The sequence below is a fragment of the Gemmobacter serpentinus genome (genome assembly GCF_008973825.1).
Lineage (GTDB): Bacteria > Pseudomonadota > Alphaproteobacteria > Rhodobacterales > Rhodobacteraceae > Gemmobacter > Gemmobacter serpentinus.
The window spans coordinates 1-21,322 of sequence record NZ_WCHR01000028.1; the positions used below are offsets into that span (position 1 = coordinate 1).

The 21,322-nt window shown below is 62.7% G+C and carries 21 protein-coding genes and 4 pseudogenes; 12 read left to right on the forward strand and 13 right to left on the reverse strand.

Annotated elements, in window-relative coordinates; translation table 11 throughout:
• Positions 1-214, reverse strand: a 214-nt coding sequence (locus tag GBJ34_RS20850) for a hypothetical protein (protein ID WP_226341222.1), incomplete at its 3' end; no start/stop codon positions are given.
• Positions 215-425: 211 nt separating this feature from the next.
• On the opposite strand from GBJ34_RS20850, the gene kdpF reads away from it, so the two are divergent.
• From kdpF to GBJ34_RS15655, 7 genes are all read left to right on the forward strand, one after another.
• Entirely contained in the window at positions 426-515 is a 90-nt protein-coding gene (kdpF, locus tag GBJ34_RS15625) for a K(+)-transporting ATPase subunit F (RefSeq protein WP_151720136.1), read from the forward strand.
• 213 nt (positions 516-728) lie between these two features.
• Entirely contained in the window at positions 729-2,774 is a 2,046-nt protein-coding gene (kdpB, locus tag GBJ34_RS15630) for a potassium-transporting ATPase subunit KdpB (RefSeq protein WP_151720137.1), read from the forward strand.
• Between the two features lie 119 nt (positions 2,775-2,893).
• Complete coding sequence (gene kdpA, locus GBJ34_RS15635; RefSeq protein WP_192931250.1) at positions 2,894-4,564, forward strand: potassium-transporting ATPase subunit KdpA; 1,671 nt, start codon at positions 2,894-2,896, stop codon at positions 4,562-4,564.
• 11 nt (positions 4,565-4,575) lie between these two features.
• Positions 4,576-5,127, forward strand: coding sequence for a potassium-transporting ATPase subunit C (locus tag GBJ34_RS15640; protein ID WP_151720138.1), 552 nt, complete (start codon positions 4,576-4,578; stop codon positions 5,125-5,127).
• A 68-nt stretch (positions 5,128-5,195) separates the two neighbouring features.
• Positions 5,196-7,928 (forward strand): sensor histidine kinase, encoded by a 2,733-nt coding sequence (locus GBJ34_RS15645; RefSeq protein ID WP_151720139.1) that lies wholly within the window; start codon positions 5,196-5,198, stop codon positions 7,926-7,928.
• On the forward strand, positions 7,929-8,621 hold the full coding sequence (locus GBJ34_RS15650; RefSeq protein ID WP_151720140.1) for a response regulator transcription factor: 693 nt from the start codon (positions 7,929-7,931) through the stop codon (positions 8,619-8,621).
• Between the two features lie 285 nt (positions 8,622-8,906).
• Positions 8,907-9,410 (forward strand): transposase, encoded by a 504-nt coding sequence (locus GBJ34_RS15655; RefSeq protein ID WP_151720141.1) that lies wholly within the window; start codon positions 8,907-8,909, stop codon positions 9,408-9,410.
• Positions 9,411-9,496: 86 nt separating this feature from the next.
• Here GBJ34_RS15655 and GBJ34_RS15660 read toward each other — a convergent pair whose 3' ends face one another.
• A complete protein-coding gene (locus GBJ34_RS15660; protein WP_151720142.1) occupies positions 9,497-10,387 on the reverse strand; it encodes a DMT family transporter in 891 nt (296 codons plus the stop codon).
• A 98-nt stretch (positions 10,388-10,485) separates the two neighbouring features.
• Here GBJ34_RS15660 and GBJ34_RS15665 point away from each other — a divergent pair, with 98 nt between their 5' ends.
• Entirely contained in the window at positions 10,486-11,325 is an 840-nt protein-coding gene (locus tag GBJ34_RS15665) for a LysR substrate-binding domain-containing protein (RefSeq protein WP_151720143.1), read from the forward strand.
• A gap of 128 nt (positions 11,326-11,453) precedes the next feature.
• On the opposite strand, the pseudogene GBJ34_RS15670 reads toward GBJ34_RS15665, so the two are convergent.
• A pseudogene (locus GBJ34_RS15670) lies at positions 11,454-12,008 on the reverse strand (hypothetical protein); the annotation flags it as partial.
• Positions 12,009-12,247: 239 nt separating this feature from the next.
• Between GBJ34_RS15670 and GBJ34_RS15675 the strand changes: the two are divergent.
• The gene (locus GBJ34_RS15675) at positions 12,248-13,210 is read left to right on the forward strand and encodes an IS110 family RNA-guided transposase (protein WP_151720144.1); all 963 of its coding nucleotides are present in this window, start codon (positions 12,248-12,250) and stop codon (positions 13,208-13,210) included.
• Between the two features lie 108 nt (positions 13,211-13,318).
• On the opposite strand, the gene GBJ34_RS15680 is transcribed toward GBJ34_RS15675, so the two are convergent.
• The 7 genes and pseudogenes from GBJ34_RS15680 to GBJ34_RS21100 form a co-directional block, all read right to left on the reverse strand.
• The gene (locus GBJ34_RS15680) at positions 13,319-14,080 is read right to left on the reverse strand and encodes a DUF4394 domain-containing protein (protein WP_151720145.1); all 762 of its coding nucleotides are present in this window, start codon (positions 14,078-14,080) and stop codon (positions 13,319-13,321) included.
• Between the two features lie 114 nt (positions 14,081-14,194).
• Positions 14,195-14,752, reverse strand: a complete 558-nt coding sequence (locus tag GBJ34_RS15685; RefSeq protein WP_151720146.1) for a fasciclin domain-containing protein — start codon at positions 14,750-14,752, stop codon at positions 14,195-14,197.
• A gap of 120 nt (positions 14,753-14,872) precedes the next feature.
• Positions 14,873-15,574 carry an anti-sigma factor gene (locus GBJ34_RS15690; RefSeq protein ID WP_192931251.1) on the reverse strand — a complete coding sequence of 234 codons (702 nt, stop codon included), beginning with the start codon at positions 15,572-15,574 and terminating at the stop codon, positions 14,873-14,875.
• Entirely contained in the window at positions 15,571-16,125 is a 555-nt protein-coding gene (locus GBJ34_RS15695; RefSeq protein ID WP_151720148.1) for a sigma-70 family RNA polymerase sigma factor, read from the reverse strand. The genes GBJ34_RS15690 and GBJ34_RS15695 overlap by 4 nt, the downstream gene beginning before the upstream one ends.
• Positions 16,122-16,832, reverse strand: a complete 711-nt coding sequence (locus GBJ34_RS15700) for a hypothetical protein (RefSeq protein ID WP_151720149.1) — start codon at positions 16,830-16,832, stop codon at positions 16,122-16,124. Before GBJ34_RS15700 ends, GBJ34_RS15695 begins: the two co-directional genes overlap by 4 nt.
• 29 nt (positions 16,833-16,861) lie before the next feature.
• Positions 16,862-17,425, reverse strand: a pseudogene (locus GBJ34_RS20855) (FAD-binding domain-containing protein); the annotation flags it as partial.
• A 407-nt stretch (positions 17,426-17,832) separates the two neighbouring features.
• Positions 17,833-18,066, reverse strand: a pseudogene (locus tag GBJ34_RS21100) (NAD(P)-binding protein); the annotation flags it as partial.
• Between the two features lie 479 nt (positions 18,067-18,545).
• On the opposite strand from GBJ34_RS21100, the gene GBJ34_RS20865 reads away from it, so the two are divergent.
• Positions 18,546-18,800 (forward strand): helix-turn-helix domain-containing protein, encoded by a 255-nt coding sequence (locus GBJ34_RS20865; protein ID WP_226341225.1) that lies wholly within the window; start codon positions 18,546-18,548, stop codon positions 18,798-18,800.
• A gap of 80 nt (positions 18,801-18,880) precedes the next feature.
• Here GBJ34_RS20865 and GBJ34_RS20870 read toward each other — a convergent pair.
• The 3 genes and pseudogenes from GBJ34_RS20870 to GBJ34_RS15725 all read right to left on the reverse strand — a co-directional run.
• Positions 18,881-19,081, reverse strand: a pseudogene (locus GBJ34_RS20870) (AAA family ATPase); the annotation flags it as partial.
• A 51-nt stretch (positions 19,082-19,132) separates the two neighbouring features.
• On the reverse strand, positions 19,133-19,858 hold the full coding sequence (locus GBJ34_RS15720; RefSeq protein WP_226341223.1) for a sulfite exporter TauE/SafE family protein: 726 nt from the start codon (positions 19,856-19,858) through the stop codon (positions 19,133-19,135).
• A gap of 1 nt (position 19,859) precedes the next feature.
• Positions 19,860-20,201, reverse strand: coding sequence for an ArsR/SmtB family transcription factor (locus GBJ34_RS15725; RefSeq protein WP_151720153.1), 342 nt, complete (start codon positions 20,199-20,201; stop codon positions 19,860-19,862).
• A gap of 42 nt (positions 20,202-20,243) precedes the next feature.
• Here GBJ34_RS15725 and GBJ34_RS15730 point away from each other — a divergent pair, with 42 nt between their 5' ends.
• On the forward strand, positions 20,244-20,759 hold the full coding sequence (locus GBJ34_RS15730; protein ID WP_151720154.1) for a DUF6428 family protein: 516 nt from the start codon (positions 20,244-20,246) through the stop codon (positions 20,757-20,759).
• A 30-nt stretch (positions 20,760-20,789) separates the two neighbouring features.
• A complete protein-coding gene (locus tag GBJ34_RS15735) occupies positions 20,790-21,317 on the forward strand; it encodes an arsenate reductase ArsC (protein WP_151720155.1) in 528 nt (175 codons plus the stop codon).
• Positions 21,318-21,322 lie beyond the last annotated feature (5 nt).

The following is a 21,322-nucleotide window of genomic DNA, read 5'->3' on the forward strand; positions in this document are numbered from 1 at the left end:
GGTCCAGATCCGCGTTGCACTCATGAACCGCTTCAATGCACTCGGCACTGCCGAGATCGAACGCGTGGCATGAACAAAGCGGGGAAAGGGGAGCGTCCGGCCAATCCACGACTTCTGCAACAATGCCCAGCATCGACATGAAGGGCGGAAAGCAGTCTGACGGCAGTGCAGCATTGCCGCCGCAGCAACTCGGCCGGAGCAGCTGTTCCGACATGCCGCAGCGAGATCACAGCTGGTTCAGCCGCAAGGGCGGTGTGTCCTCTGGCAGCAGTGCGGCGTGGCAGACCTAGACGCCGAAACCTTATGGGATTCCTATTTCTTTCCTATCCCGGTCCTCTCGCATTCATATGCCCGTCAGGACCAGTTTGTTTGCATCGGCCCAGAGGCGTGATTGCGCTGCGGGTTTCTTGCGAAAAGGCAAAACCATGACCTTCGACTACATGCTGGGCGGGGCCGTCACGATCTTCGTGACGGCCTACCTGATTTACGCGCTGCTGCGCCCCGAACGCTTCTGAACGGCCAGGTCATGCCTTTGCCACGCACAGAAAACCGGAAAGCCAGATGGGCGCAATTCATGCACCCGCGCCCTGGACCTCTGTTGATCCGGCTGGCGCTCCTGCTGCGCGCCGTCAGCGCATTGGCCACCCTGCTGTCCATCGCCATCGAAGGGGCGCCGCGCTGAACGCCTCGCTCCTTCGACCAGAACTAAAATTCCGCTGGAGACTCTGATGAGCCAGTCAAAACCCGCGAGCATGTTCGATGCCCGCATCATGGGGCCTGCCCTGCGCGGTGCCTTTACCAAACTCCACCCACGGCTTCTGGCCAAAAACCCGGTGATGTTCGTCGTCGCCGTGGTTTCCGCGCTTTGCACCGTGCTTTTCGTCAAGGATCTGGTGACCGGGGCCGAGGGCCTTGGATTCTCGTTCCAGATCATCCTTTGGCTCTGGTTCACGCTGCTTTTCGCGAACTTTGCCGAAGCGGTCGCCGAAGGCCGGGGCAAGGCCCAGGCGGAATCCCTGCGCAAGACCCGCACCGAGACCACCGCGAAATTGCTGGATGCCAGCGGCAACTGGCGCTCCGTTCCCGGTGAAAGCCTGAAGGTCGGCGATGTGGTGCTGGTCGAGCCCGGCGACATCATCCCCTCGGATGGCGAAGTGATCGAAGGGGTGGCCTCGGTCAATGAGGCCGCGATCACCGGCGAATCCGCCCCCGTCATCCGTGAAAGCGGTGGCGACCGTTCAGCTGTCACCGGCGGCACCCAGGTCCTGTCGGACTGGATCAAGGTCCGCATCTCGGCGGCGGCCGGGTCGACCTTCATCGACCGGATGATCTCGCTGGTGGAAGGGGCGGAGCGTCAAAAGACCCCGAACGAGATCGCGCTGAACGTCATGCTGGCGGGGCTGACGCTGATCTTCGTCATGGCCACCGCCACCATCCCGGCCTTCGCGGGTTATGCGGGCGGGTCGGTTCCGGTGATCGTGCTGGTCGCTTTGTTCGTGACGCTGATCCCCACCACCATCGGCGCGCTTGTGTCTGCCATCGGCATCGCGGGCATGGACCGTCTGGTGCGCTTCAACGTGCTGGCCATGTCGGGTCGTGCGGTCGAGGCGGCGGGCGACGTGGACACGCTGCTGCTGGACAAGACCGGCACCATCACGCTCGGCAACCGCCAGGCGACCGAGTTCCGTCCAGTGAAGGGCGTGGCCGAAGCTGAGCTGGCCGATGCGGCCCAGCTCGCCTCGCTGGCAGATGAGACGCCGGAGGGGCGCTCCATCGTGGTGCTGGCCAAGGAGAAATACGGCATCCGGGCGCGCGACATGCAAAGCCTTGGGGCCACATTCGTGCCCTTCACGGCGCAAAGCCGGATGTCGGGCGTCGATTTCGACGGCACCACCATCCGCAAGGGCGCGGTGGATGCGGTGTTGAAATCGGTCGCCGGGGGCCGGGTCGCTTCGGAGAAGCTGCGCGAGATCCAGGGCATCTCGGATGCCATCGCGAAACTGGGCGGCACACCTCTGGCCGTGGTCCGCAATGGCCAGCTGCTGGGCGTCATCTACCTGAAGGACATCGTAAAGGGCGGCATCCGCGAGCGTTTCGCCGAGCTGCGCCAGATGGGCATCCGCACGGTGATGATCACCGGCGACAACCCGATGACCGCCGCCGCCATCGCGGCCGAGGCCGGGGTGGATGACTTCCTTGCCGAAGCCACGCCCGAGATGAAGCTGGACCTGATCCGCCGCGAACAGGCCAAGGGCAAGCTCGTGGCCATGTGCGGCGACGGCACCAACGACGCCCCCGCTTTGGCCCAGGCCGACGTCGGCGTGGCAATGAACACCGGCACCGTGGCGGCGCGCGAAGCGGGCAATATGGTCGACCTCGACAGCGACCCCACGAAGCTGATCGAGATCGTGGGCATCGGCAAACAGCTTCTGATGACGCGCGGCTCGCTGACCACCTTCAGTATCGCCAATGACGTGGCCAAGTATTTCGCCATCGTCCCGGCGATGTTCGTGGCGCTTTACCCGGGCCTCGACAGCCTGAACATCATGGGCCTCGCGACCCCGCAAAGCGCCATTCTCTCGGCCATCATCTTCAACGCGCTGATCATCATCGCGCTGATCCCGCTGTCGCTGAAAGGCGTCGCCTACAAGGCCATCGGGGCCAATGCCCTCCTGCGCCGCAACCTGCTCATCTACGGCCTGGGTGGCCTGGTGGTTCCCTTCATCGGCATCAAGCTGATCGACGTGATCATCACCACCCTTGGCCTCGCATAACGGAGGGCCGCGCAAATGGTCATTCTCTATCTTCTTCTCGGTCTGGCGGCGTTCGGGGTGCTCTGGCTCCTCGCCTCCGTCCTCGACCGCAGCTGATCTGACGGTTCGGAGTTCCAATCATGACACTTCAGGCAATTCTCTTCGTCCTGATTATCATCGGCGGCACCGCGCTGCTGTCCTGGCCACTTGGCCGTTACATGGCCGGGGTGATGGACCCCAAAGGCGGCAAAGGCACCATGACCGGGCTGTTCCAGGCCATCGTCGGGCCCCTGGGGCGCGAGGAACAGGGCTGGAAGGCCTATGTCTTCGCGATACTGGCCTTCAACATCGTGATCTTCACGGTGGTCTATCTGATCCAGACCTTCCAGGGGGCTCTGCCGTTCAACCCCGACGGGATGGGCGCGGTGAACCCGGATCTGATGTTCAACACGGCTGCGTCCTTCACAACCAACACCAACCTCCAGCACTATTCGGGTGAGGCGACCTACAGCTACTTCACCCAGCTGGGCGGGCTGATGTGGCTGCAATTCGTCACCCCCGCCGTGGGCCTTGCCGCGCCGACGGCGATGGCCCGCGCCCTGTCGGGCCGCGCCTTGGGCAACTTCTGGGTGGACCTTCAACGCGCGACCTTCCTCGTGCTGTTGCCACTGTCGCTGGTCTTCGCCGCTCTCCTCGTGATCGGCGGCCTGCCGATGACGTTTGAGGGCTCGGTCGTCGCGACCACGCTGGAAGGCGTGCAGCAGACCATCGCCCGTGGCCCGGTCGCAGCCTTCGTGACGATCAAGCAGCTGGGGACCAATGGCGGCGGCTTCTTCGGCCCGAACTCGACCCACCCGCTGGAGAATGTCAGCTTTTACACCAACATGATCCAGATGGTGGCGATCATCATCGTCCCCATGGCCTGCGTGTGGATGTTCGCCCGCATCGTCGGCCGGATCAAACATGGCTTCGTGATCTTTGCCGTGATGCTGTGCTTCGTGCTGATCAAGACCGCCGGTTCGGTGGGCTTCGAGACCGCGCCGACCCAGGCTTTCAACGATCTGCCCATTGCGCAGGACGTGGGCAACCTGGAAGGCAAGGAACTGCGCTTCGGTGCCACCGGTGGGCCGCTCTGGGCCGTGCTGACCACCGCCACCTCGAACGGTTCCGTTGGCGCGATGCATGACAGCCTCAACCCGCTGGCCGGCATGATGCCGATGGTGGGCATGTGGCTCAATGAGTCCTTCGGCGGTGTCGGCGTGGGTATGATCAACATGTTCCTCTACATCGTGGTCGCCGTCTTCGTGGCGGGCATGATGATCGGCCGGACCCCGGAATATCTAGGCTGGCGGATCGAGGCGCGCGAGGTCAAACTGGCTCTCTTCGCCCTTCTGGCCCATGGTGCCTTTATCCTCTTGGGCACGGCAATCTTTGCCGCCACGCCCTGGGGTGCCGAGACGCTTAACAATAGCGGCCCGCATGGCTTCAGTGAAATCCTCTACGAGTTCACTTCGGCCGCCGCGAATAACGGTTCGGGCTTCGAGGGTCTGGGTGACAACACCGTCCCGTGGAACATCACCACCGGCCTGGTGATGATCTTCAGCCGGTTCATCCCGATCATCCTGCCGCTGGCCATCGTGGGCTTCATGTCCCAGAAGCGCCGCGCGACGGAATCCTCGGGCACGCTCAGCGTGGAAGGCGGCGTCTTTGCCACCATGCTGGCCGTCACCGTGATCGTGGTGGGCGCGCTGACCTTCTTCCCGGCAGCAACCCTCGGCCCGATCGCCGAACATGTCATGTATATGAACTGAGGAGAGCGGATATGACGTCGCTTCTTGCCAGCCTTCGCCTGACCGTGGCCACCATGGCCATCTGCGTGGTCGGCTATTCAGCCGCAGTCTGGGCGTTTGCCCAGGCTGTTACCCCAGAAACCGCCAATGGCTCGCTGATCACCAATGCCGAAGGCCAGGTCATCGGCTCCTCCCAAATCGCGCAGGGGTTCAGCCAGCCGGGCTACTTCTGGCCCCGCCCCTCGGCGGTGGATTATAACGCTGCCGGTGCGGCCGGGTCGAACAAATCGCCCACCAGCGAGGATCTGAAGACCCGGGGCGCCGAGATCGTGGAGGCCTATGGTGCCACAGCGGAAAACCCTCTGCCCGCCGATCTGGTGGCCATGTCCGGGGCGGGGCTGGACCCGCATATCTCGGAAGCGGGGGCGCTCTACCAGGTGGCCCGCGTGGCCGAAGCCCGGGGTCTGCAGCCTGCCATTCTGGAAAATCTCGTGCGCTCGCATAGCGAAGCCCCCGGCGGTTTTCTGATGAGCGGAAAGATCGTCAATGTGCTGGAGCTGAATCTGGCGCTGGACGCGCTCTGATCCGCCTGTGAAACATAAGCTGTGGCCCCGCACCGGGCCGCAGCTTTTTTGCCCTGAAAGCCCAGCCCATGTCGGACACCGATCCTGATGATGATCGCCGCCCCTCGCCCGATGCACTGCTGGCGCGCGCGTCACTGGAGGAGCGTGGTCGGCTGAAGATCTTCCTCGGCGCCGCCCCCGGTGTCGGCAAGACCTATGAGATGCTGCGATCCGGTCGCGCCAGGCGCCGCGATGGCGTGGATGTGGTCATCGGCGTGGTCGAGACCCATGGCCGCGCCGAAACCCGTGCCCTGGTGCGTGGCTTCGAGATCATCGAGCGGCGGCTGATCGATTACAAAGGCCAGCAGCTTGACGAGATGGACATTGACGCCATACTGGAGCGCCGGCCCGCTCTGGTGCTGGTCGATGAGCTGGCCCATACCAATGCCCCCGGCTCGCGCCACCCCAAACGCTATCTGGATGTGCTGGAGCTGCTGGATCGCGGCATTGACGTCTATACTACGCTGAACATCCAGCATGTCGAAAGCCTGAATGATGTGGTGGCGCAGATCACCCGCATCCGTGTGCGCGAGACGGTGCCGGATTCGGTGATCGACCGGGCCGATGACATCGAGATCATCGACATCACCCCCGACGACCTGATCAAGCGGCTACATGAGGGCAAGGTCTACCTGCCCACCACCGCCAGCCGCGCGATTCGCAACTATTTCTCGCCCGGCAACCTGACGGCGCTGCGCGAGCTTGCCCTGCGGCGCACCGCCCAACGGGTGGATGAGCAGCTTCTGAACCATATGCAGGCCAGCGGCGTGCGCGACTCCTGGCCCAGTGGCGACCGGGTGCTGGTCTGCATCGACGAGACCACCCGAGGCCCCGCCCTGGTCCGCTACGCCAAGCGCCAGGCAGACCGGATGCGCGCCTCTTGGGCCGCGATCCATGTGGAGCTGCCGCAATCCGACAGGCTGTCAGAGGCGGAAAAGGACCGTATCGTCTCGACCCTGCGTCTTGCTGAACAGCTGGGGGCCGAGGCCACCACCGTGCCGGGGCAAGAGGTGGTGCGCGAGGTGCTGCGCTATGCCAATGGCAATAACTACAGCCATATCATCATCAGTCGCGGCACCGGCCCGCGCTGGCGGCACCTGTTCAGACCGACCATCGCCGAGGATCTGATACGCCGCGCCGGCGACATCAGCGTTCATGTGATCCCGGGGCGCGAGCGCGAAAAGGCGCTGCCGCCCAAGCTTACCCCCCGCGAATTGCGCCCGTTCAGCATAGAACCCTATCTCTTCGCCTCGGTCTATGTCGCCGTGGCGCTGGCGGTCGGTCATACGCTGTCCCGGACGCTTGATGTCCGCAACATCGCCATCGTCTTCCTGATGGCGGTGCTGACCTCGGCAGCGACGGCAGGGCTCTGGCCCGCGCTTTTCGCCTCGATCATGGCGGCACTGATCTTCAACTTCTTCTTCCTGGACCCCGTTTATACCTTCGTGATCCGCGATCCCGAAAGCGTGGTCGCCCTGGTCTTCTTCCTCGGTGCCGCCGTCCTGACCTCGAACCTGACCGCGCGCGTGCATCGCCAGGCGCGGGTTGCGCGGCAGCGGGCGCGCACGACCGAGGACCTCTACCACTTCTCAAAACGCCTTGCCGTGGCGGGCACGCTGGACGATGTGCTCTGGGTCAGCGTCAACCATATGGCCACCATCCTGCGGGTGAATTCGGTGATCCTTTTGCCCGAGGGGGGATCGGTTTCGGTGCGCGCGGGTTTTCCGCCCGATGACACGCTCGCCGGCTCCGACATCGCCGCCGCCCATTGGGCCTGGGAACACAACCGCCCCGCCGGGCGCGGCGCCGACACCCTGCCGGGTGCCAAGCGGCTTTACATGCCGCTGCGCACCGGGCGGATGACGGTGGGCGTGGTGGGCCTCGACAGCGATCGCCCCGGCCCGCTGCTCTCGCCCGATCAAAGCCGCATCTTCGATGCGCTGGCCGATCTGGCCGCACTTGCCATTGAACGCATACAACTGGTCGAGGACCTCGAACGCGCCCGGGTTTCCGCCGAGGCGGACAAGCTGCGCTCGGCGCTGCTGACCTCGATCAGCCATGATCTGCGCACGCCGCTTGCGGGCATCATGGGGGCGGCCGATACCCTGCACGACTATTTCGACGCATTGCCGGAAGAGGACCGCCGTGCGCTACTGTCGACCATCCAGGACGAATCCGAACGGCTGAACCGCTTCATCGCTAATCTGCTGGACATGACCCGCATCGAAAGTGGTCTGACCACGCCGAACCTGGTTGCTACCGACATTGGCGAGGTGATCGGGGCCAGCATCGCCCGGGTCTCGCACATTGCCGACGGGCACCGGCTGGAAACCTCGGTCGCGCCGGGGATACCGCTATTGCGGCTTGATCCGGTGCTGATGGAGCAGGTTCTGTTCAACCTGCTGGACAATGCCGCCAAATATGCGCCCACAGGCAGCGCGATCCGGGTCGAGGCCTGGCGCGACAATGGCAGCGTGGTTGTGCGGGTGACCGATGAAGGCCCGGGCATCCCGCCCGCGGATCTTTCGCGCGTCTTCGACATGTTCTACCGCGTGCGCAAGGAGGACAGCGTGCAGGCCGGCACCGGCCTTGGCCTCGCCATCTGCCGCGGCTTTGTCGAGGCGATGGGTGGCACCATCGGCGCCTCGAACCGCTCCGGCACGGGCGCGGAAGTCGGCGCGGGCCAGACGGGTGCGATTTTCACGATCCGCTTGCCGGTTCCCCCTGAGGATACTGCGCAGGTGGCAGAGGAGACTGTCTGAATGACATATAATGCTGTGCGAGTGCTGGTCGTCGATGACGAGCAGCCGATCCGCAAACTCTTGCGGATGGGGCTTGGCGCCGAAGGCTTTGCCGTGATCGAAGCGCGCAATGGCCGCGAGGCCGATGCCCTGCTGGCCGAGGAAAACCCCGATCTGGTGCTGCTGGATCTCGGTCTGCCGGATCGCAACGGACATGAGATCCTGACCGCCTGGCGGGCTGATCTGAAGACGGTGCCGGTGGTGGTCCTGTCGTCGCGCACCGATGAGGCGGGGATCGTGCGGGCCCTGGAACTCGGTGCCGATGACTATGTGACCAAGCCCTTCGGCATGAAGGAGCTGGCCGCGCGTATCCGCGTGGCGCTGCGGCATGTTCTGTCGAGTCAGGGCGAGCAGCCGGTGTTCCGCACCGGGGCGCTGAGCGTCGACCTCGTTCGCCGCATCGTCGTGGTCGATGGCGAAGAGGTGAAGCTCTCGCCCAAGGAGTATGACATCCTGCGCATTCTGGTGACCCATGCGGGCAAGGTGATCACCCATCAGCATCTGATGCGCGAGATCTGGGACGAGACGACCGATGTGCAATATCTGCGCGTCTATGTCCGTCAGCTGCGGCAAAAGCTGAACGACAGCCCCGATGCGCCGCGCTTTATCCGCACTGAAACCGGGGTGGGCTACCGTCTGCGCGAGGCCGATTGAAACCGTCACTCCGTACCGTCTTTCGATCGACCCGGCGCTTCTCCGGTCAGGGAACGAGGGACCGGATATGATGATCCCGCCAGTCGGGAGGGGGCTGGGGCGCGCTCTGCAGCTGGTTCCTGGGCGTCCACGTTCTGCCGAACGCCAGCGTTTGGCTGACCTTACCGCCCGCCGCACCGACATCTCCGCCATGATCCTTGCCGAGAAGAGCCACTTGGTAATCGGTCTTTGCGCAGCGCCGACGACACCAGCGCAGCCAAGCAATCATGACCCTTGCGGAAGTCGATGGGCTTCGTCTCGACCATGATCCTCACCCGGTTGGACGAGAACATCATGGGCTTACAGGCCGTTCGCCTGCGTCACATCAAGGGTATCGGGCCCGTCGTCTCAGCAACCTTGATCGCGCAACTCCCTAAACGTGGCGATCTCGACCGACGACGTATCGCGGCTCTCGCAGGACTTGCACCACATGCCAATGATCCCGGGCATCGACACGGCAAACGCTGCATATGGGGTGGACGCGGCACGGTCAGGAGAACGCTCTATCTGGCAGCACTCACCGCCAGTAGGTTTGACCCGCGGTTCAGGGCGTTCAAAGAGCTCCTGCTTGCAGCCGGAAAGGCCAGGAAGCTCCTGACCGTGCTGAGCGAAATGATGCGAACCGGAACAACCTACCAAGGCGACATCTGCCGAAACACAGTTGCTTCTCAGGAGTCGGAGCCTCTGGCAAACCCGGCGCGGTTCAATCCCGCGGTTGTGGATGACTGTCCATCGTTACTGAAAGTCTAGCCGCAGTCGCCAAAGCATCCATGCATCGTTCGTGACTCGGCAGCAACTTTGTCAGCATCATATCAGTGGACGTCGGCGATGTCATATCAACCAGCTTTTCTGTCGCCCCATTTCAAAGTGGTTCCGAGGCTTGCCAACAAGACGCATAGGAACCCGGCGATCTGGACCAGCGAAATCGGCTGCCTGAACCAGGTGGCATCTACAATGATGGCACTGACCGGATAGAGGAACAGAAAAACCGCAGCCATCGCAGTCGGCAGCTTCGGCAAGGCATTGTAAAGCAGGATATAAACTGCGCCGGTATGGACGAGGCCAATGATCGCAAACCATTTCCATTGCTCGCCCGTCACCTCTGCTGGGGTGAGCGACAGCCATGGTGCCAGCACAATCGCTCCGCACAGGCACTGGATCAGGGTCAGTCGCAGACCGCCTGAGCGCGGCAGCCGTTTTGCGATGATCGTGACCAGCGCGTAAAGGAACGCGGCCGCGACGGCAGCAGCGATGCCGATCCCGTCAATCGCCAATCCTCCGCCGGTCACTCCTGTCAGGTCTATGATTCCCGTGGCAAAGGCGAGGCCAATCAGCGCGAGGCCAAACCAGAGGAAGGTGACAGCACGCACCCTCTCGCGAAACAAAATCGCGCTGATCAACACCATCAGGAAGGGTTGGACATGAAAGACGATGGTTGCAACCGAGATCCCTGACCGGCGGATTGCCTCAAAAAACAGGACCCAGTTTCCGACCATCAGAAACCCGCTGAGAACCGCCAGCAAAAGAACCCGCGCCGGAAGGCGCAAAAGACCCGCAAGATCGCCGCGCAGGGCCGCATATAAGCCCAGCCCCAATGCCGCGATGGCACAGCGATAAAAGGCGATCGACAGCGGCGAGGCCGCTGCCTGCAACACGCAAAGCCCCAATGTGCCCAGCACTGTCTGGGCGATAGTGACCCCCGCAATCCCTTGATTCTGTGGTGTCATTCTTGTCCCCGCGTGATCTGTTATGGGGCAGGAATAGCGCTGGCATGACAATAGTAAATCAATATAATCGAAAGCTAATATTTGGAATTTTTGAATAGATGCAGCTTGATCATGCCCTGCTCCGCACCTTCATCGCCTGCGTTGATGCCATGAGCTTCAACCGGGCGGCGCAGCATGTGCATCGCTCGCCTGCAACCGTCTCGACCCATATCGCACGGCTGGAGCAAGAGGTCGGTGCCGCGCTGTTCCTGCGTGATACGCGCAACCTGGCCCTGACCCGGGCAGGCGAGAGGCTTGAAGGCTATGCCCGCCGTATCTTGCGCTTGCATGACGAGGCAGCCGAGAGCTTTGGCCGACCTGCGATCAGGGGCACGATCACCATAGGCGCGCCAGATGACTACATCTCGCAATTCCTGCCGTCGGTGTTCCGGCGCTTTGGTCTGCTCTATCCCCAGGCGGAAATCAGGGTCTTTTGCGCGCAATCCACCGCCCTCGTGCCGTTGGTTGCCGCGGGTGAAATTGATCTGGCGGTTGTGACCCGCTCGACAGGCGTCGGCGGGCGGCTGATCCGGCGCGAGCCGATGGTATGGATTGCGGCCCGAAATGGGGTAGCCTTGGAGAAAGAGCCGCTTCCGGTGGCGCTTTTCGAGCCAGGATCCGAGGCTCGCCGCGTGACGCTAGCGGCCCTCGCGCAAAGCAATCTGCCATATCGCGCGGCATACGAGAGCTTCAGTCTCGCCGGGTTGCTGACAATCGTCGAGGCGGGTCTTGCGATTGCTGCAGTAACCAAGCTTTCGGCCCCACCCGAGCTTATACTTCCGCCGGGGGCCGTCGGGCTAAAGGCGCCGGAAAGCCTCGATATCGCACTTATACGCAATCCGGCAGCGAACCAGCAACTATCCGATGCCGTGGAGGAACTGGTGATGCAGGTGCCTTAGTTGTTCGGTCCCGGCATCTGGTGGATCGGGTTTAGGATGAATCTGTCCGGCTCTGATGTCCAGATCTTGCAGATGTATTCGTATGGGGTGATGCCAACGAACAAATATAGCTTGCCTTCAGCGGTCTACACCTCGGCAATGTCCCCTCTCATGGTTTGCAAGCAAACCATTGCCGGCCAATGGATGTGGAAGAACCCTATTGGGTAGCGTTTGAACTTCGCACGCTTCGGCTTGTCGCCCTCCATACCAGGCAGGCGCGAGATGCCATGTCGTTGCAGACAGCGATACAGCGCAGATCGCGTCGGGTGGGGGATCGAGGGCTGCAGAGCGTAAAGGCAGTCGTCCGACGGCAGCAGCGTATGGTGCCGGAATGCCACGACCATCGCCTCCTCAGCCCCGGTCGGAACGGTGGATCGAGGCTCGGAAGGCCCCGTCTTCATGTCCTCGACCGTCGCGCGCTTGCGCCACTTCGCGACGGCATTGGGGTTAACACCCAGTTCCCGGCTCAGCTGCGCGAGCCCTCAGACCCGCCCTCGAACCGATGGCGGGCAGGTCTTCGACTTGCGATCGCTGTATTGCTGCTCTGACGGCGTGCCCTCGCAAGCGGGCTCGGACCGATGGCGCCGCGCTGGCTCGATCGTGGCGCTGCCGTGACGAACTTGTCCCGAAGAGCATCCTTCCATTCCAAAGAATGGATCGCACCATCAAACCATGGGATCAGACACCTTATGTGTCCCGGATCTGCTACATTCGCCCCATCGCGGCTCCCGGCCAGGAGCTGCGATGGGGTGGGATACAGCGCTGAACACCTTGTGGCCTGACCACGATCGCTAGCAGGCTGATCCCGCCTCTCTTCACCGTCTCGAACAGTTGCCGGCGGCCCGTTTTGCGGGACCGCGAAGCTTAAGGAAGAGAGAGTGATATGATACCAGCAGCAGCCGTGATCGGCATAGATGTTTCCCGCGACTGGCTCGACGGATTTTGTGCGTCGAGCGGGCATCGGATCCGCCTGCCCAACACCGCAGAAGGTCATGTGGAACTTCTCACGCAGATCCAAAATTTGCCCCAGCCAGTGCGGGTCGGATTTGAAGCAACGGGTGGTCAGGAATGGGTGCTCTGGTCCACGCTAGTCGCGGCCGGGGTGGACGCTGTGCAGTTACCCCCGGCACAGATCAAGGCCTTTGCCCTTTCCCGGGGCACACGGGCAAAGACCGACAGGATCGACGCCGAACTCATCGCGCGGTTCATGCTGTTCAGGCCTGAAGCCGGGCGGAAATTGCCGGGAGAGAACTTGCGTAGTCTCAGAACTTTAACAACACGCAGGGCGCAATTGGTAGAAATGCGCAAACGGCTTTCTGCGCAGATCGCGGCGCGCAGGAAACAACAAGTCCCCGCCGATCTCGAGGGTATGGATGCCAACCTCCTCGCAGTGCTGGACGCTCAGGTCGATGACCTTGAACAGCGGATCAAAGGCGTCATTGGGCAGGAGGCAACGTCTGCGGCAAAGGCAAGGCCCCTGCTGTCCATCCCCGGGATCGGCCCCGTCTCTGCGGCTATGCTGATCGCAGAAATGCCGGAACTCGGGCGGATGACATCCGGTGAAGCTGCGGCGATGACCGGCCTTGCTCCCATCCCGCACGATAGTGGCTCCATGCGGGGCAAACGGGCAATCGCCGGAGGGCGGCGCGCACTGAGACACGGCCTGTTCCAGGCCGCACTGGCTGCAGCCTGTCACAACCCCGTCCTGAAGCCAGTCGCACAGGCCCTCAATATACGCGGGAAACCCCACAAGCTGATTGTCGTAGCTATCGCCCGCAGGCTGCTTACAATCGCAAACGCCATCCTCAAAACAGGCGTCCCCTGGCAGACCCAGCCCGATAGGTGAACACAGTTGCTAGGCCGGGCTGGCCGATCCGAACTGAAATAGTATGCGGCCCGGAGCCTGAGGCTTCGGGCCGTCACTCGTCCAGAACTGAACTATAGCACTGGCTACTTACATCGCGGGCAGGATGGCGATGTCGCGGACATTCGCGCCTTCGATCTTGCCGGCTTCGGTGGTCGCTCCGGTCTCGAGGTTGACGGAGTGGAAGCCGCCCTCGACCACCAGCCACGCCTCATTTCCGCCCTTGCCGTCCGAGGCGATGTCGAACCCGGCCTCGGCCGGTTTCACGCCGATCTCGCCGACCGGGTTCAGCTTGCCGTCATTCGGGGGGTCTTGCAGCACCAGCCAGCCAGCGGCACCATCAATGTTGAAAAGCTGGGTTTTCTCGGTGCCCTTGTAGGAATTCGTATAGGCTCCGGCGATGATGTTCGGCGCAGTGCCATCTTTGTAAGCATGACTGCCATCAGTAACGACCTCGCCGGTTTCGACCGTGACGCGCAGACTGGTACCATCGCTGCCCATCACCCGCAGCTTATCTGCGACCGGGTTGAAATCCACCGTGGCCGAAACGCCATCCGCAAGCTTCGTTGCCAGCGTGCTGACCCGGGTCGCAACGCCTGTCATCGGATCGATGCTGGCAAGCGTGCCATCGGCAAAGACCCCGTAAAGCATTCCATCCGCCGGGCGCACGTCGATACCCAGCAGGCGTCCATCGACGCCGGTCACGTTCACGCCGCCGGTGCGGGTCCAGGTCTCGGTATCAAGCCAGTGGAGCTCGTTCTCGCCCGAGAGCCCGACAACTGTCGCTGCCATGGCGGGGGCTGCAAGAGCAGAGAACATGAGAGCTGCTGTGATCGATTTGATCGCATTCATGGAAAACTTCCTTCTTTGGTTGGGTTTCTGCCAGGGAAGCCTGGCGATAACGGGCCATGTCCGTGCGGGAGGGAGAGACCGCGCGAGACATGGCCCGGGCAGTGCCAGAGGGGATCAGCCCTTCGGCAGCAGAACCTTGTCGATGACGTGGATCACGCCATTCGATTGCACGACATCGGCGATCGTGACTGTGGCCATGCCGCCGGTCTCATCGGTCAAGGTGACCATACCGTCCTTGACTTCGGCGGTGATCTTGCAGCCGCCAAGCGTCTCGATCACATGCTTGCCGCCATCATCCATCACCATTTTCTGCACATCGGCGGCCATGGCTTTGGCGCCGACGACATGGCAGGTCAGGATCTTGACCAGCATGTCCTTGTTCTCGGGCTTCAGCAGCGTTTCCACCGTGCCGGCGGGCAGGGCCTCAAACGCCGCATTGGTCGGAGCGAATACGGTAAACGGCCCTTCGCCCTGAAGGGTTTCGGCAAGGCCTGCGGCCTGAACGGCGGCGACCAGAGTGGTGTGATCGGCCGAGTTGACCGCGTTTTCGACGATGTTCTTATCGGCGAACATGGCGGCACCACCGACCATGGGATTGTCCTGCGCCAGCGCGGTGCCGGCGGTGGCCAGCGCGAAGCAGCCTGCGACGAGAGCTTTGGTAAAGGTCTTCATGTGACTTCCTCCCGGAAATGTCGGCCCGTTGATCGGGGGACGGAAGAAGACACGGTGGGGCGTTTCAGAAAGTTTCAGGCCCGCGCCATTTTTTTCGCGCGGGCCTGATTTTCTTCGACATCAGATGTCCAGAAGATCGCCCACGGCCAGCACCGGCCCGGTCGGCTGCCCGGTGGGCGAACCACCAGGTGGCTCCAGACTGATTGCCATATGGGCGGCAGTCGTCATCAGGGCGCGGATCTGGTCGCTGGTGACAGGAACCCGGGTCGAAACGCCTGCCGGGATCACCCCAAGCGAGACCGGCGCTTCGGCACCGCGCGCGATCCAGAGCTGAAAGTCACGGCCCTCAACCGGATCGCCGCTCATATGCGCCAGGCTGACGCTGCCGGTGGCACTGTCGTAAAGCACCAGATAGGTCACGCTGCTGCCCTCTGCGGTCAGCGAGGCGGCAAGGCGGTCGCTTGGCACCGCAGGTCGGAAGACGGGCAGCGCCATGGCCAGCACAAAGGCCAGTGTGGCCGCGCCCGCAAGTCCCCGCCAGAGCGCGAGGCTTGACCAGAACCAGGGCCGCGCCTGAGCGGCCCCGAAAAGGCGCAGATCCAGCGCGCGTTTGATCGCAGGCGGCAGATCAGCCGGTAGGAAGCCCTCGGACAGCGGGGAAAGACGTTCCTCCCACTCCGCCACAAGCCTAGCGAAGGGCGCATCGGTTTCAACCCGGCGGGCCAGGGCAGCCTGTTCATCGTCCGACAAAACTCCAAGCGCGAATTCCGCTGCGAGGATGTCGTCGCCATCAGGTTCATGATCCATATCGGCGTCGCTCATCTTTGCAGACACTCCTTCAGCCGCATCAGGCTGCGCCTGAGCCAGGTTCGCATCGTATTCAACGGCACAGCATGGCGGGCCGCAAGATCGGCATAGCTGTCGCCGTCCAGATAGGCCGCGCGAACGGCATCGGCGCGACCGGCTTCCAGCTCGTCAAGGCAGCCGTCAAGCGCGCGGCGCTCTCCGGCAGCAACCGCCTGAGCCTCGGGTCCGGGCGTCGGGTCGCGGACCTCAATGGCATCATCGTCTAGTGCCGTGAGCACCCCGCGCCGCATCCGCAGCCGGTCGATCGCCCGGTTGCGGGCAATCGCGATCAGCCAGGACATCGGGCTTTGCCCGGTCACCGCAAAGCGGTCCGCCTTAAGCCAGATCCCTATGAACACCTCTTGCACCACGTCCTCAGCCTCCGCTCTGTCCTTCAAGATACGCAGGCAAGTGCCGAAAAGTTTCGCCGACGTGGCCGCATAGAGCCGATCAAAGGCCACACGGTCCCGCAGGGCAACCCTGAGGATGAGATCGGTGATCTCTGGCCGAACACTGTCAGATGTCATCTTTCCCTCCCGACTGACGCGTGCGACCTGCTGATGGCCAGCACCGCTATAAGCGCGCCCCCTGCGCCACAAAGCCCGACCAGGGTCGGGCTCGGGGGATCGAGGTTCGCCGCGATCACCCCGATCAGCGCCCAGATGAGCGCAGGTGCATATGTCCAGTCGCTTCGCGGGCGTGCGAGGATCACCACACCAACCGCCAGTACCGCCAGCAGCATCAGAACCGCAGCCGTCCTGGCGGGCAGGAGGCCGTATCCGGTCAGCACCGCCGAAAAGGCCACGCCAGTGGCCGCCGTCAGCCATCCCGCATAGAGGCCAAGCGGCAGGCGCTGCCAGATCGCGGGCCCACTGCGCAGCCAGGCCAGAATGGCAAAGCCCGCCATCACCACGATCATCGCCGTCGCCAGCAGTGGCGCGTCATTGGCCGCCGTAATCCAGAACACGCCAACCGCCAGACTGATGCCAAGCGGTCCTGCCGCCTGCGCCCAGTCCGGGCCGCCGCGCAGGGCACCAATCGCAGCCGCACCAATCAGCGCGAGATAGATCAGCCCCCAGATCGAGAACGCCCATCCCGCAGGTTGCGCGGGCCAGGCATCGGTGACGGGAAACTGCTCCGGCTTGAAACCGTTGAACCCGCCGGAAAGCAGCGGCGCGGCGGCAAAGGCCAGCGCCAGCAGCAGAACCAGGATCGAAAGCGTTCTTTGTGACATCAGATCATCCTTTCTTCGCGGAGAGCCTCTCAGTTGTCCCGATTGAACCGCTCCAGCGCGGCGAGGGCGCGGCCACGGCCTTCGGCCAGCAGGGGCGCGGTGTCTGCGCTTGCCCATCTGGCGGGGCTGCTCCAGGACGCGGGCAGGGTGGCAGAATAGGCCCGCGCGCCCTCGCCTTGCAGCCAGTGGTCGCGGTAGCGGCTGTCCGGGTCAAAACTCGCGGCCTGTTTCTCCGGTTTGAAAATGCGGAAGAAAGGCGAGGCATCCGGGCCGCAGCCTGCCACCCATTGCCAATTCATCGCATTGGCCGCCGGATCCCAGTCAGTCAGGCTGTCCGCAAAATGGTGCAGCCCGATGCGCCAGTCGGTCAGCAGGTGTTTGGTCAGCCAGTTTGCCACCACCATCCGCACGCGGTTGTGCATCCGCCCGGTCACCCGCATCTCGCGCGGGCCCGCATCGACCAATGTGATACCTGTCTCTGCCCGGGCACAGGCAGTGGCGGCAGGGCTTTCACCTGCCCAGGGGAAGGCCGCCCATTCGGGGCGCCAGGGGGCCTCCGGCATCTGCGGGAAAGCCAGCAACAGATGCCAGGCAAATTCGCGCCAAGAACCTCAGAAAGGAATTCCTCGCTGCCTGTGGTTAGGGATGGCTCGACCTCCCCCCTCAGGCTCGCCGTGACCCAGACGCGGCGCGGGCTGATCTCCCCCAAAGCGAGATGCTCGGAAAGACCCGAGTTTGCGTCGATATCGGGACGGTCGCGATGGGTGGGGTGGTCCCGGGCGCGGTCAAGGAAATCTTCCAGCCGCCCGTAGACAGCAGCCTCTCCCGCGGGCAGCGCGTGTTCTGCCAGCACAGCCGCGCCGCGATACATATCCGGCGCGAGGTTCAGGGATGCCACGCGCAGATCCCCGATTGCCGGCAGGGCCGTCAATTGCCCAGGGGGGGGCAGCGGGCGATCCGGCCCGGCCTGCCGTACGGCACGGGCGAAGGGGCTATAGACCTTGTAACTGCCGCCCGCGCCGGTGCGGATCCGGGAGGGATGGATCAGGAGGTGCCCAGAATGCCGGTGCAGCCGAACCGGCCCACCGCCGAGCGCATCACGCAAAGCCGCCTGCAAGCGGGGTTCAGCCACATAGAGCGTGACCTGATGGTGGCGCGACAATAGCCATGCCGAGGACAGGCCGGAAATGCCTCCGCCGATGATGCCGATCTTCTGGGGTGCGCCGCGCGTCACATCAAAGGGCAAGGCGATCTCCTTCAGTCCTGTCAGTGAGGCTTACGCAGCAGCCCGAGTTGCAGATCATCGGCAGGCGCAAAAACCTCCCGCTGCGGCAAATCTTATATTCTGGTAATATGATCGGCTCTCGATGACGGATCGGTTTCATGATGCCATATGACTGCACCAGCCAGATTGTGATTGCGCCGCCCGAGAGCGGGGGCGCAACCCATCATCGCGATGCGCGCCGCCGCATCCGATGGGAACGGCTTTTTGTCAGATGACTAGACCAGCCTGCTCCCGGCAAAGTTCAGGCACGGCCACACCGCTCTCGGCCTGACGAAGCACAGCCATGATCTGCGGCTCGGTGAAACCGCTCTTTCTCATTCGAATCTCCTCAGCTCACGCTACGAGAAAATTCTACTTATGCAGACCCTTAATCATGGGGAGGATTACCGGGCGGCCCGGATCTCTCGGTGGCTCGGCGGATCCGACGGATGTCACAGGAGGACCTCGCACAGCGCCTCAACGCTTCCCGTCGACTGGTAACGAGGATGGAAAAGGGGGACCCGACGGTCAGTTTCGGCGCCTATGCGATGGATGCCTGGCTTATGGGACTAACGAAAAACCTGGAGGAACTCTTTTCGCAGGAACGGGATCCGGTCTTCCAGCGGGAGGCGAGACTTGCGGTGCCGCAGAAGGTTCGCAAAAAACTGAAACAGGCGAACGCCTGGATCCGTGACATGCGGTGATGATGTGCAGTTGGTTGTATCGTGTTACCGCGCGCGGCCCTTTCCCGAACCCCTACCAAGATCGCTGGCGCGGATCTAGTGGTCATGCAAAGGTCGATGGCATCGAGGATGGTTGATTTGCCGCTGTCCCCGGGCCCGATCAGGCAATTGATACCCTTGGTCGGAAGCCAGGTAAGGGTTCGAATGCTTCTGAAATTGAGGACTTCGAGTTTGCGTATCTGGGTCATGCTCTTCCGCGAGTTGTATAGACCTCTTCTACCGCTTGGATTGTTTCGGGACATCTATTTTCTGTTGCCATCCGGACCTTTGCCGGATCTGCTTGGTGACCATGGTCACCAAATCAGCTTTAGCCCCGACCCGACCAGAAGAAGCGCCAGAATGGCCCGCAGCCATTTATCAGACAGAAAGCGGCTGCCGAGAACCGCTCCGGCAAGGCCGCCGATGGCGACCGCCATCACCCAGATCGGCGCGGACTCCGATATCTGAGGCCAGAAAGCATAGGCCCCGATCAATGCCGCGGCCGAGTTGACCAGATTGTAAACGGCCGTCGTGGCTGCGGTCTGCCGCGCATTCGCCCAGTTCATTGCGAGGATGATCGGCGCCAGGAAGACACCCCAGCCGGTGCCCGTGGTTCCGGAGATAAAGCCGATCACTGCACCGGTGATCAGGGCAGGTATGAACGGTGGCGGGTTGGGCACGATAATGGCAGCTTTTCCCTGGGTGAGCAGCGCGCTCCGCGCCATCAGCAGGCCCGACAGCATCAGAATAGTGCCAACGAGGGGATAATATGCCTCGGCGCCGAGATTCACGGAGCCGCCAAGCACTGAGAACGGAAAGCCGAGCAATGCGAAAGGATACAGATTTCGCCAGGAGAGCTGTGCGGCCCGTTGGAACATGCAAGTCCCAATGGCCGCGACCACAAGGTTCAGCACCAGCGCAGTGACCTTCATCTCCAGCGGAGGCAATCCGAAAATGGCCATCAGCGCGATATAGCCGGTGGCGCCGGCCTGACCCACCGCTGCGTAGAGCAAGGCGACAAGGAAGAATGCCAGGATCAATTCAGCTGGTCTTCTGCGCGGTGGCGCAACCATCGGCCATAGCATCAGGAAGGCATATGCGGCCCCCGCAGCAATCCTCCATGAGGAACCGCAAGAGGCCGTTAAGGGCATCGAACTCGGCAGTGTAGAGGATCGACCGGCTTTCCCGGCGGGAGGACACCAGGCCCGCACGCTCCAGTTCTTTCACATGGAAGCTGACGTTCGATGCGGTGACCCCGGCCTGTTCTGCGATCAGGCCCGCGGCCAGTCCCTCCGGCCCCGCCACGACCAGCATCCGCAGGATGCGCAGGCGGGTTTCCTGAGAGAGTGCCCCGAAGGACAAGAGTGCTTGACGTTCATCCATTATTTGATGATCCTATAATTGTCGAATCAATAGGTATCGCAAATGACGATCCAAAGCAACATCGGCGCGCCGACCGGCGTCGCCGACCCGGAAGACATTACCATCGGCGAGCTCCTCAATGCACTCGGGCACATTGAGGATCGACCCTTAGTCTTCTCCTATGATGGCCGGGAGGTGCAGCCCGGATACCATGTCACCGAGGTCAAGGCAGGCCAGTTCGCGGCTTTGGATTGCGGCGGAAACCCGGAGACCTGGACCGAGATCTTCGTCCAGCTCTGGGATGTGAACGAGGATCGCGACCACATGGCGGCGAGCAAGTTCGCCAGGATCATCAGCAAGGTGATTGATCATGTCGCGCTCGACATGACGGCAAAGCTGACTTTCGAAGTCAGTAAATCAGTGCGGCCAATGCAGCTTTTCCGGGCTGCTGCGCCCGTTGTCACCGACGGTGCGGTCCGCATCGCACTTTCGCCGCGTCCGGCAAGCTGCAAGCCGCGCGATCGCTGGCTGGAGCAACAGCAATCTTCCTGCTGCGGTTCCAGCGCCTCCGGCTGCTGAACCGGGCCCCCTCTTGCCCTGGAGTTTCCGATGACCCAAAGGGTCTACAACGTCCTTTTCCTTTGCACCGGCAATTCGGCGCGTTCCATCCTCGCTGAATCTGTGTTGCGTCAACTCGGCGAGGGTCGGTTCAATGCCTTCTCCGCCGGAAGTTACCCCAAGCCGGACATCAATCCGACGACATTGAAAGTGTTGAAGAATTTTCATTATCCGACGGAGGACCTGCGATCGAAGAGCTGGGATGAGTTCGCGCAAGAGGATGCGCCGCAGTTCGACTTCGTGATCACCGTTTGCGACGACGCGGCCGGGGAAGTCTGTCCGATCTGGCCAGGCTCGCCAGCCACGGCGCATTGGGGCATTGCAGATCCGGCCGCCGCCACCGGCACGGATCTTGAACGCGAGATGGCCTTCGTCGAGGCGCTTCGTTACCTGCGGCTCCGCCTTGAGCTTTTCTGTGCCCTGCCGGTTGCATCGCTGGATGCAATGAGCCTGACCCGTCACCTGCTTGAGATCGGCCGCGCCGAGGGGGCAACCGACTGTGCGCGAGAAAGGATCTGAGGGCA

Excerpts from the sequence above, each read along its gene's own strand:
- GBJ34_RS15695 (WP_151720148.1), bottom strand. The coding sequence starts at position 16,125 with ATGACATCTGACAGTGTTCGGCCAGAGATCACCGATCTCATCCTCAGG.
- kdpF (WP_151720136.1), top strand. The coding sequence starts at position 426 with ATGACCTTCGACTACATGCTGGGCGGGGCCGTCACGATCTTCGTGACG.
- GBJ34_RS15640 (WP_151720138.1), top strand. The coding sequence starts at position 4,576 with ATGACGTCGCTTCTTGCCAGCCTTCGCCTGACCGTGGCCACCATGGCC.
- GBJ34_RS15660 (WP_151720142.1), bottom strand. The coding sequence starts at position 10,387 with ATGACACCACAGAATCAAGGGATTGCGGGGGTCACTATCGCCCAGACA.
- kdpA (WP_192931250.1), top strand. The coding sequence starts at position 2,894 with ATGACACTTCAGGCAATTCTCTTCGTCCTGATTATCATCGGCGGCACC.
- GBJ34_RS15665 (WP_151720143.1), top strand. The coding sequence starts at position 10,486 with ATGCAGCTTGATCATGCCCTGCTCCGCACCTTCATCGCCTGCGTTGAT.
- GBJ34_RS15655 (WP_151720141.1), top strand. The coding sequence starts at position 8,907 with ATGGGCTTCGTCTCGACCATGATCCTCACCCGGTTGGACGAGAACATC.
- GBJ34_RS20865 (WP_226341225.1), top strand. The coding sequence starts at position 18,546 with ATGTCACAGGAGGACCTCGCACAGCGCCTCAACGCTTCCCGTCGACTG.
- GBJ34_RS15690 (WP_192931251.1), bottom strand. The coding sequence starts at position 15,574 with ATGAGCGACGCCGATATGGATCATGAACCTGATGGCGACGACATCCTC.
- GBJ34_RS15725 (WP_151720153.1), bottom strand. The coding sequence starts at position 20,201 with ATGGATGAACGTCAAGCACTCTTGTCCTTCGGGGCACTCTCTCAGGAA.
- GBJ34_RS15680 (WP_151720145.1), bottom strand. The coding sequence starts at position 14,080 with ATGAATGCGATCAAATCGATCACAGCAGCTCTCATGTTCTCTGCTCTT.
- GBJ34_RS15700 (WP_151720149.1), bottom strand. The coding sequence starts at position 16,832 with ATGTCACAAAGAACGCTTTCGATCCTGGTTCTGCTGCTGGCGCTGGCC.
- GBJ34_RS15650 (WP_151720140.1), top strand. The coding sequence starts at position 7,929 with ATGACATATAATGCTGTGCGAGTGCTGGTCGTCGATGACGAGCAGCCG.
- GBJ34_RS15685 (WP_151720146.1), bottom strand. The coding sequence starts at position 14,752 with ATGAAGACCTTTACCAAAGCTCTCGTCGCAGGCTGCTTCGCGCTGGCC.
- kdpB (WP_151720137.1), top strand. The coding sequence starts at position 729 with ATGAGCCAGTCAAAACCCGCGAGCATGTTCGATGCCCGCATCATGGGG.
- GBJ34_RS15675 (WP_151720144.1), top strand. The coding sequence starts at position 12,248 with ATGATACCAGCAGCAGCCGTGATCGGCATAGATGTTTCCCGCGACTGG.
- GBJ34_RS15645 (WP_151720139.1), top strand. The coding sequence starts at position 5,196 with ATGTCGGACACCGATCCTGATGATGATCGCCGCCCCTCGCCCGATGCA.
- GBJ34_RS15735 (WP_151720155.1), top strand. The coding sequence starts at position 20,790 with ATGACCCAAAGGGTCTACAACGTCCTTTTCCTTTGCACCGGCAATTCG.
- GBJ34_RS15730 (WP_151720154.1), top strand. The coding sequence starts at position 20,244 with ATGACGATCCAAAGCAACATCGGCGCGCCGACCGGCGTCGCCGACCCG.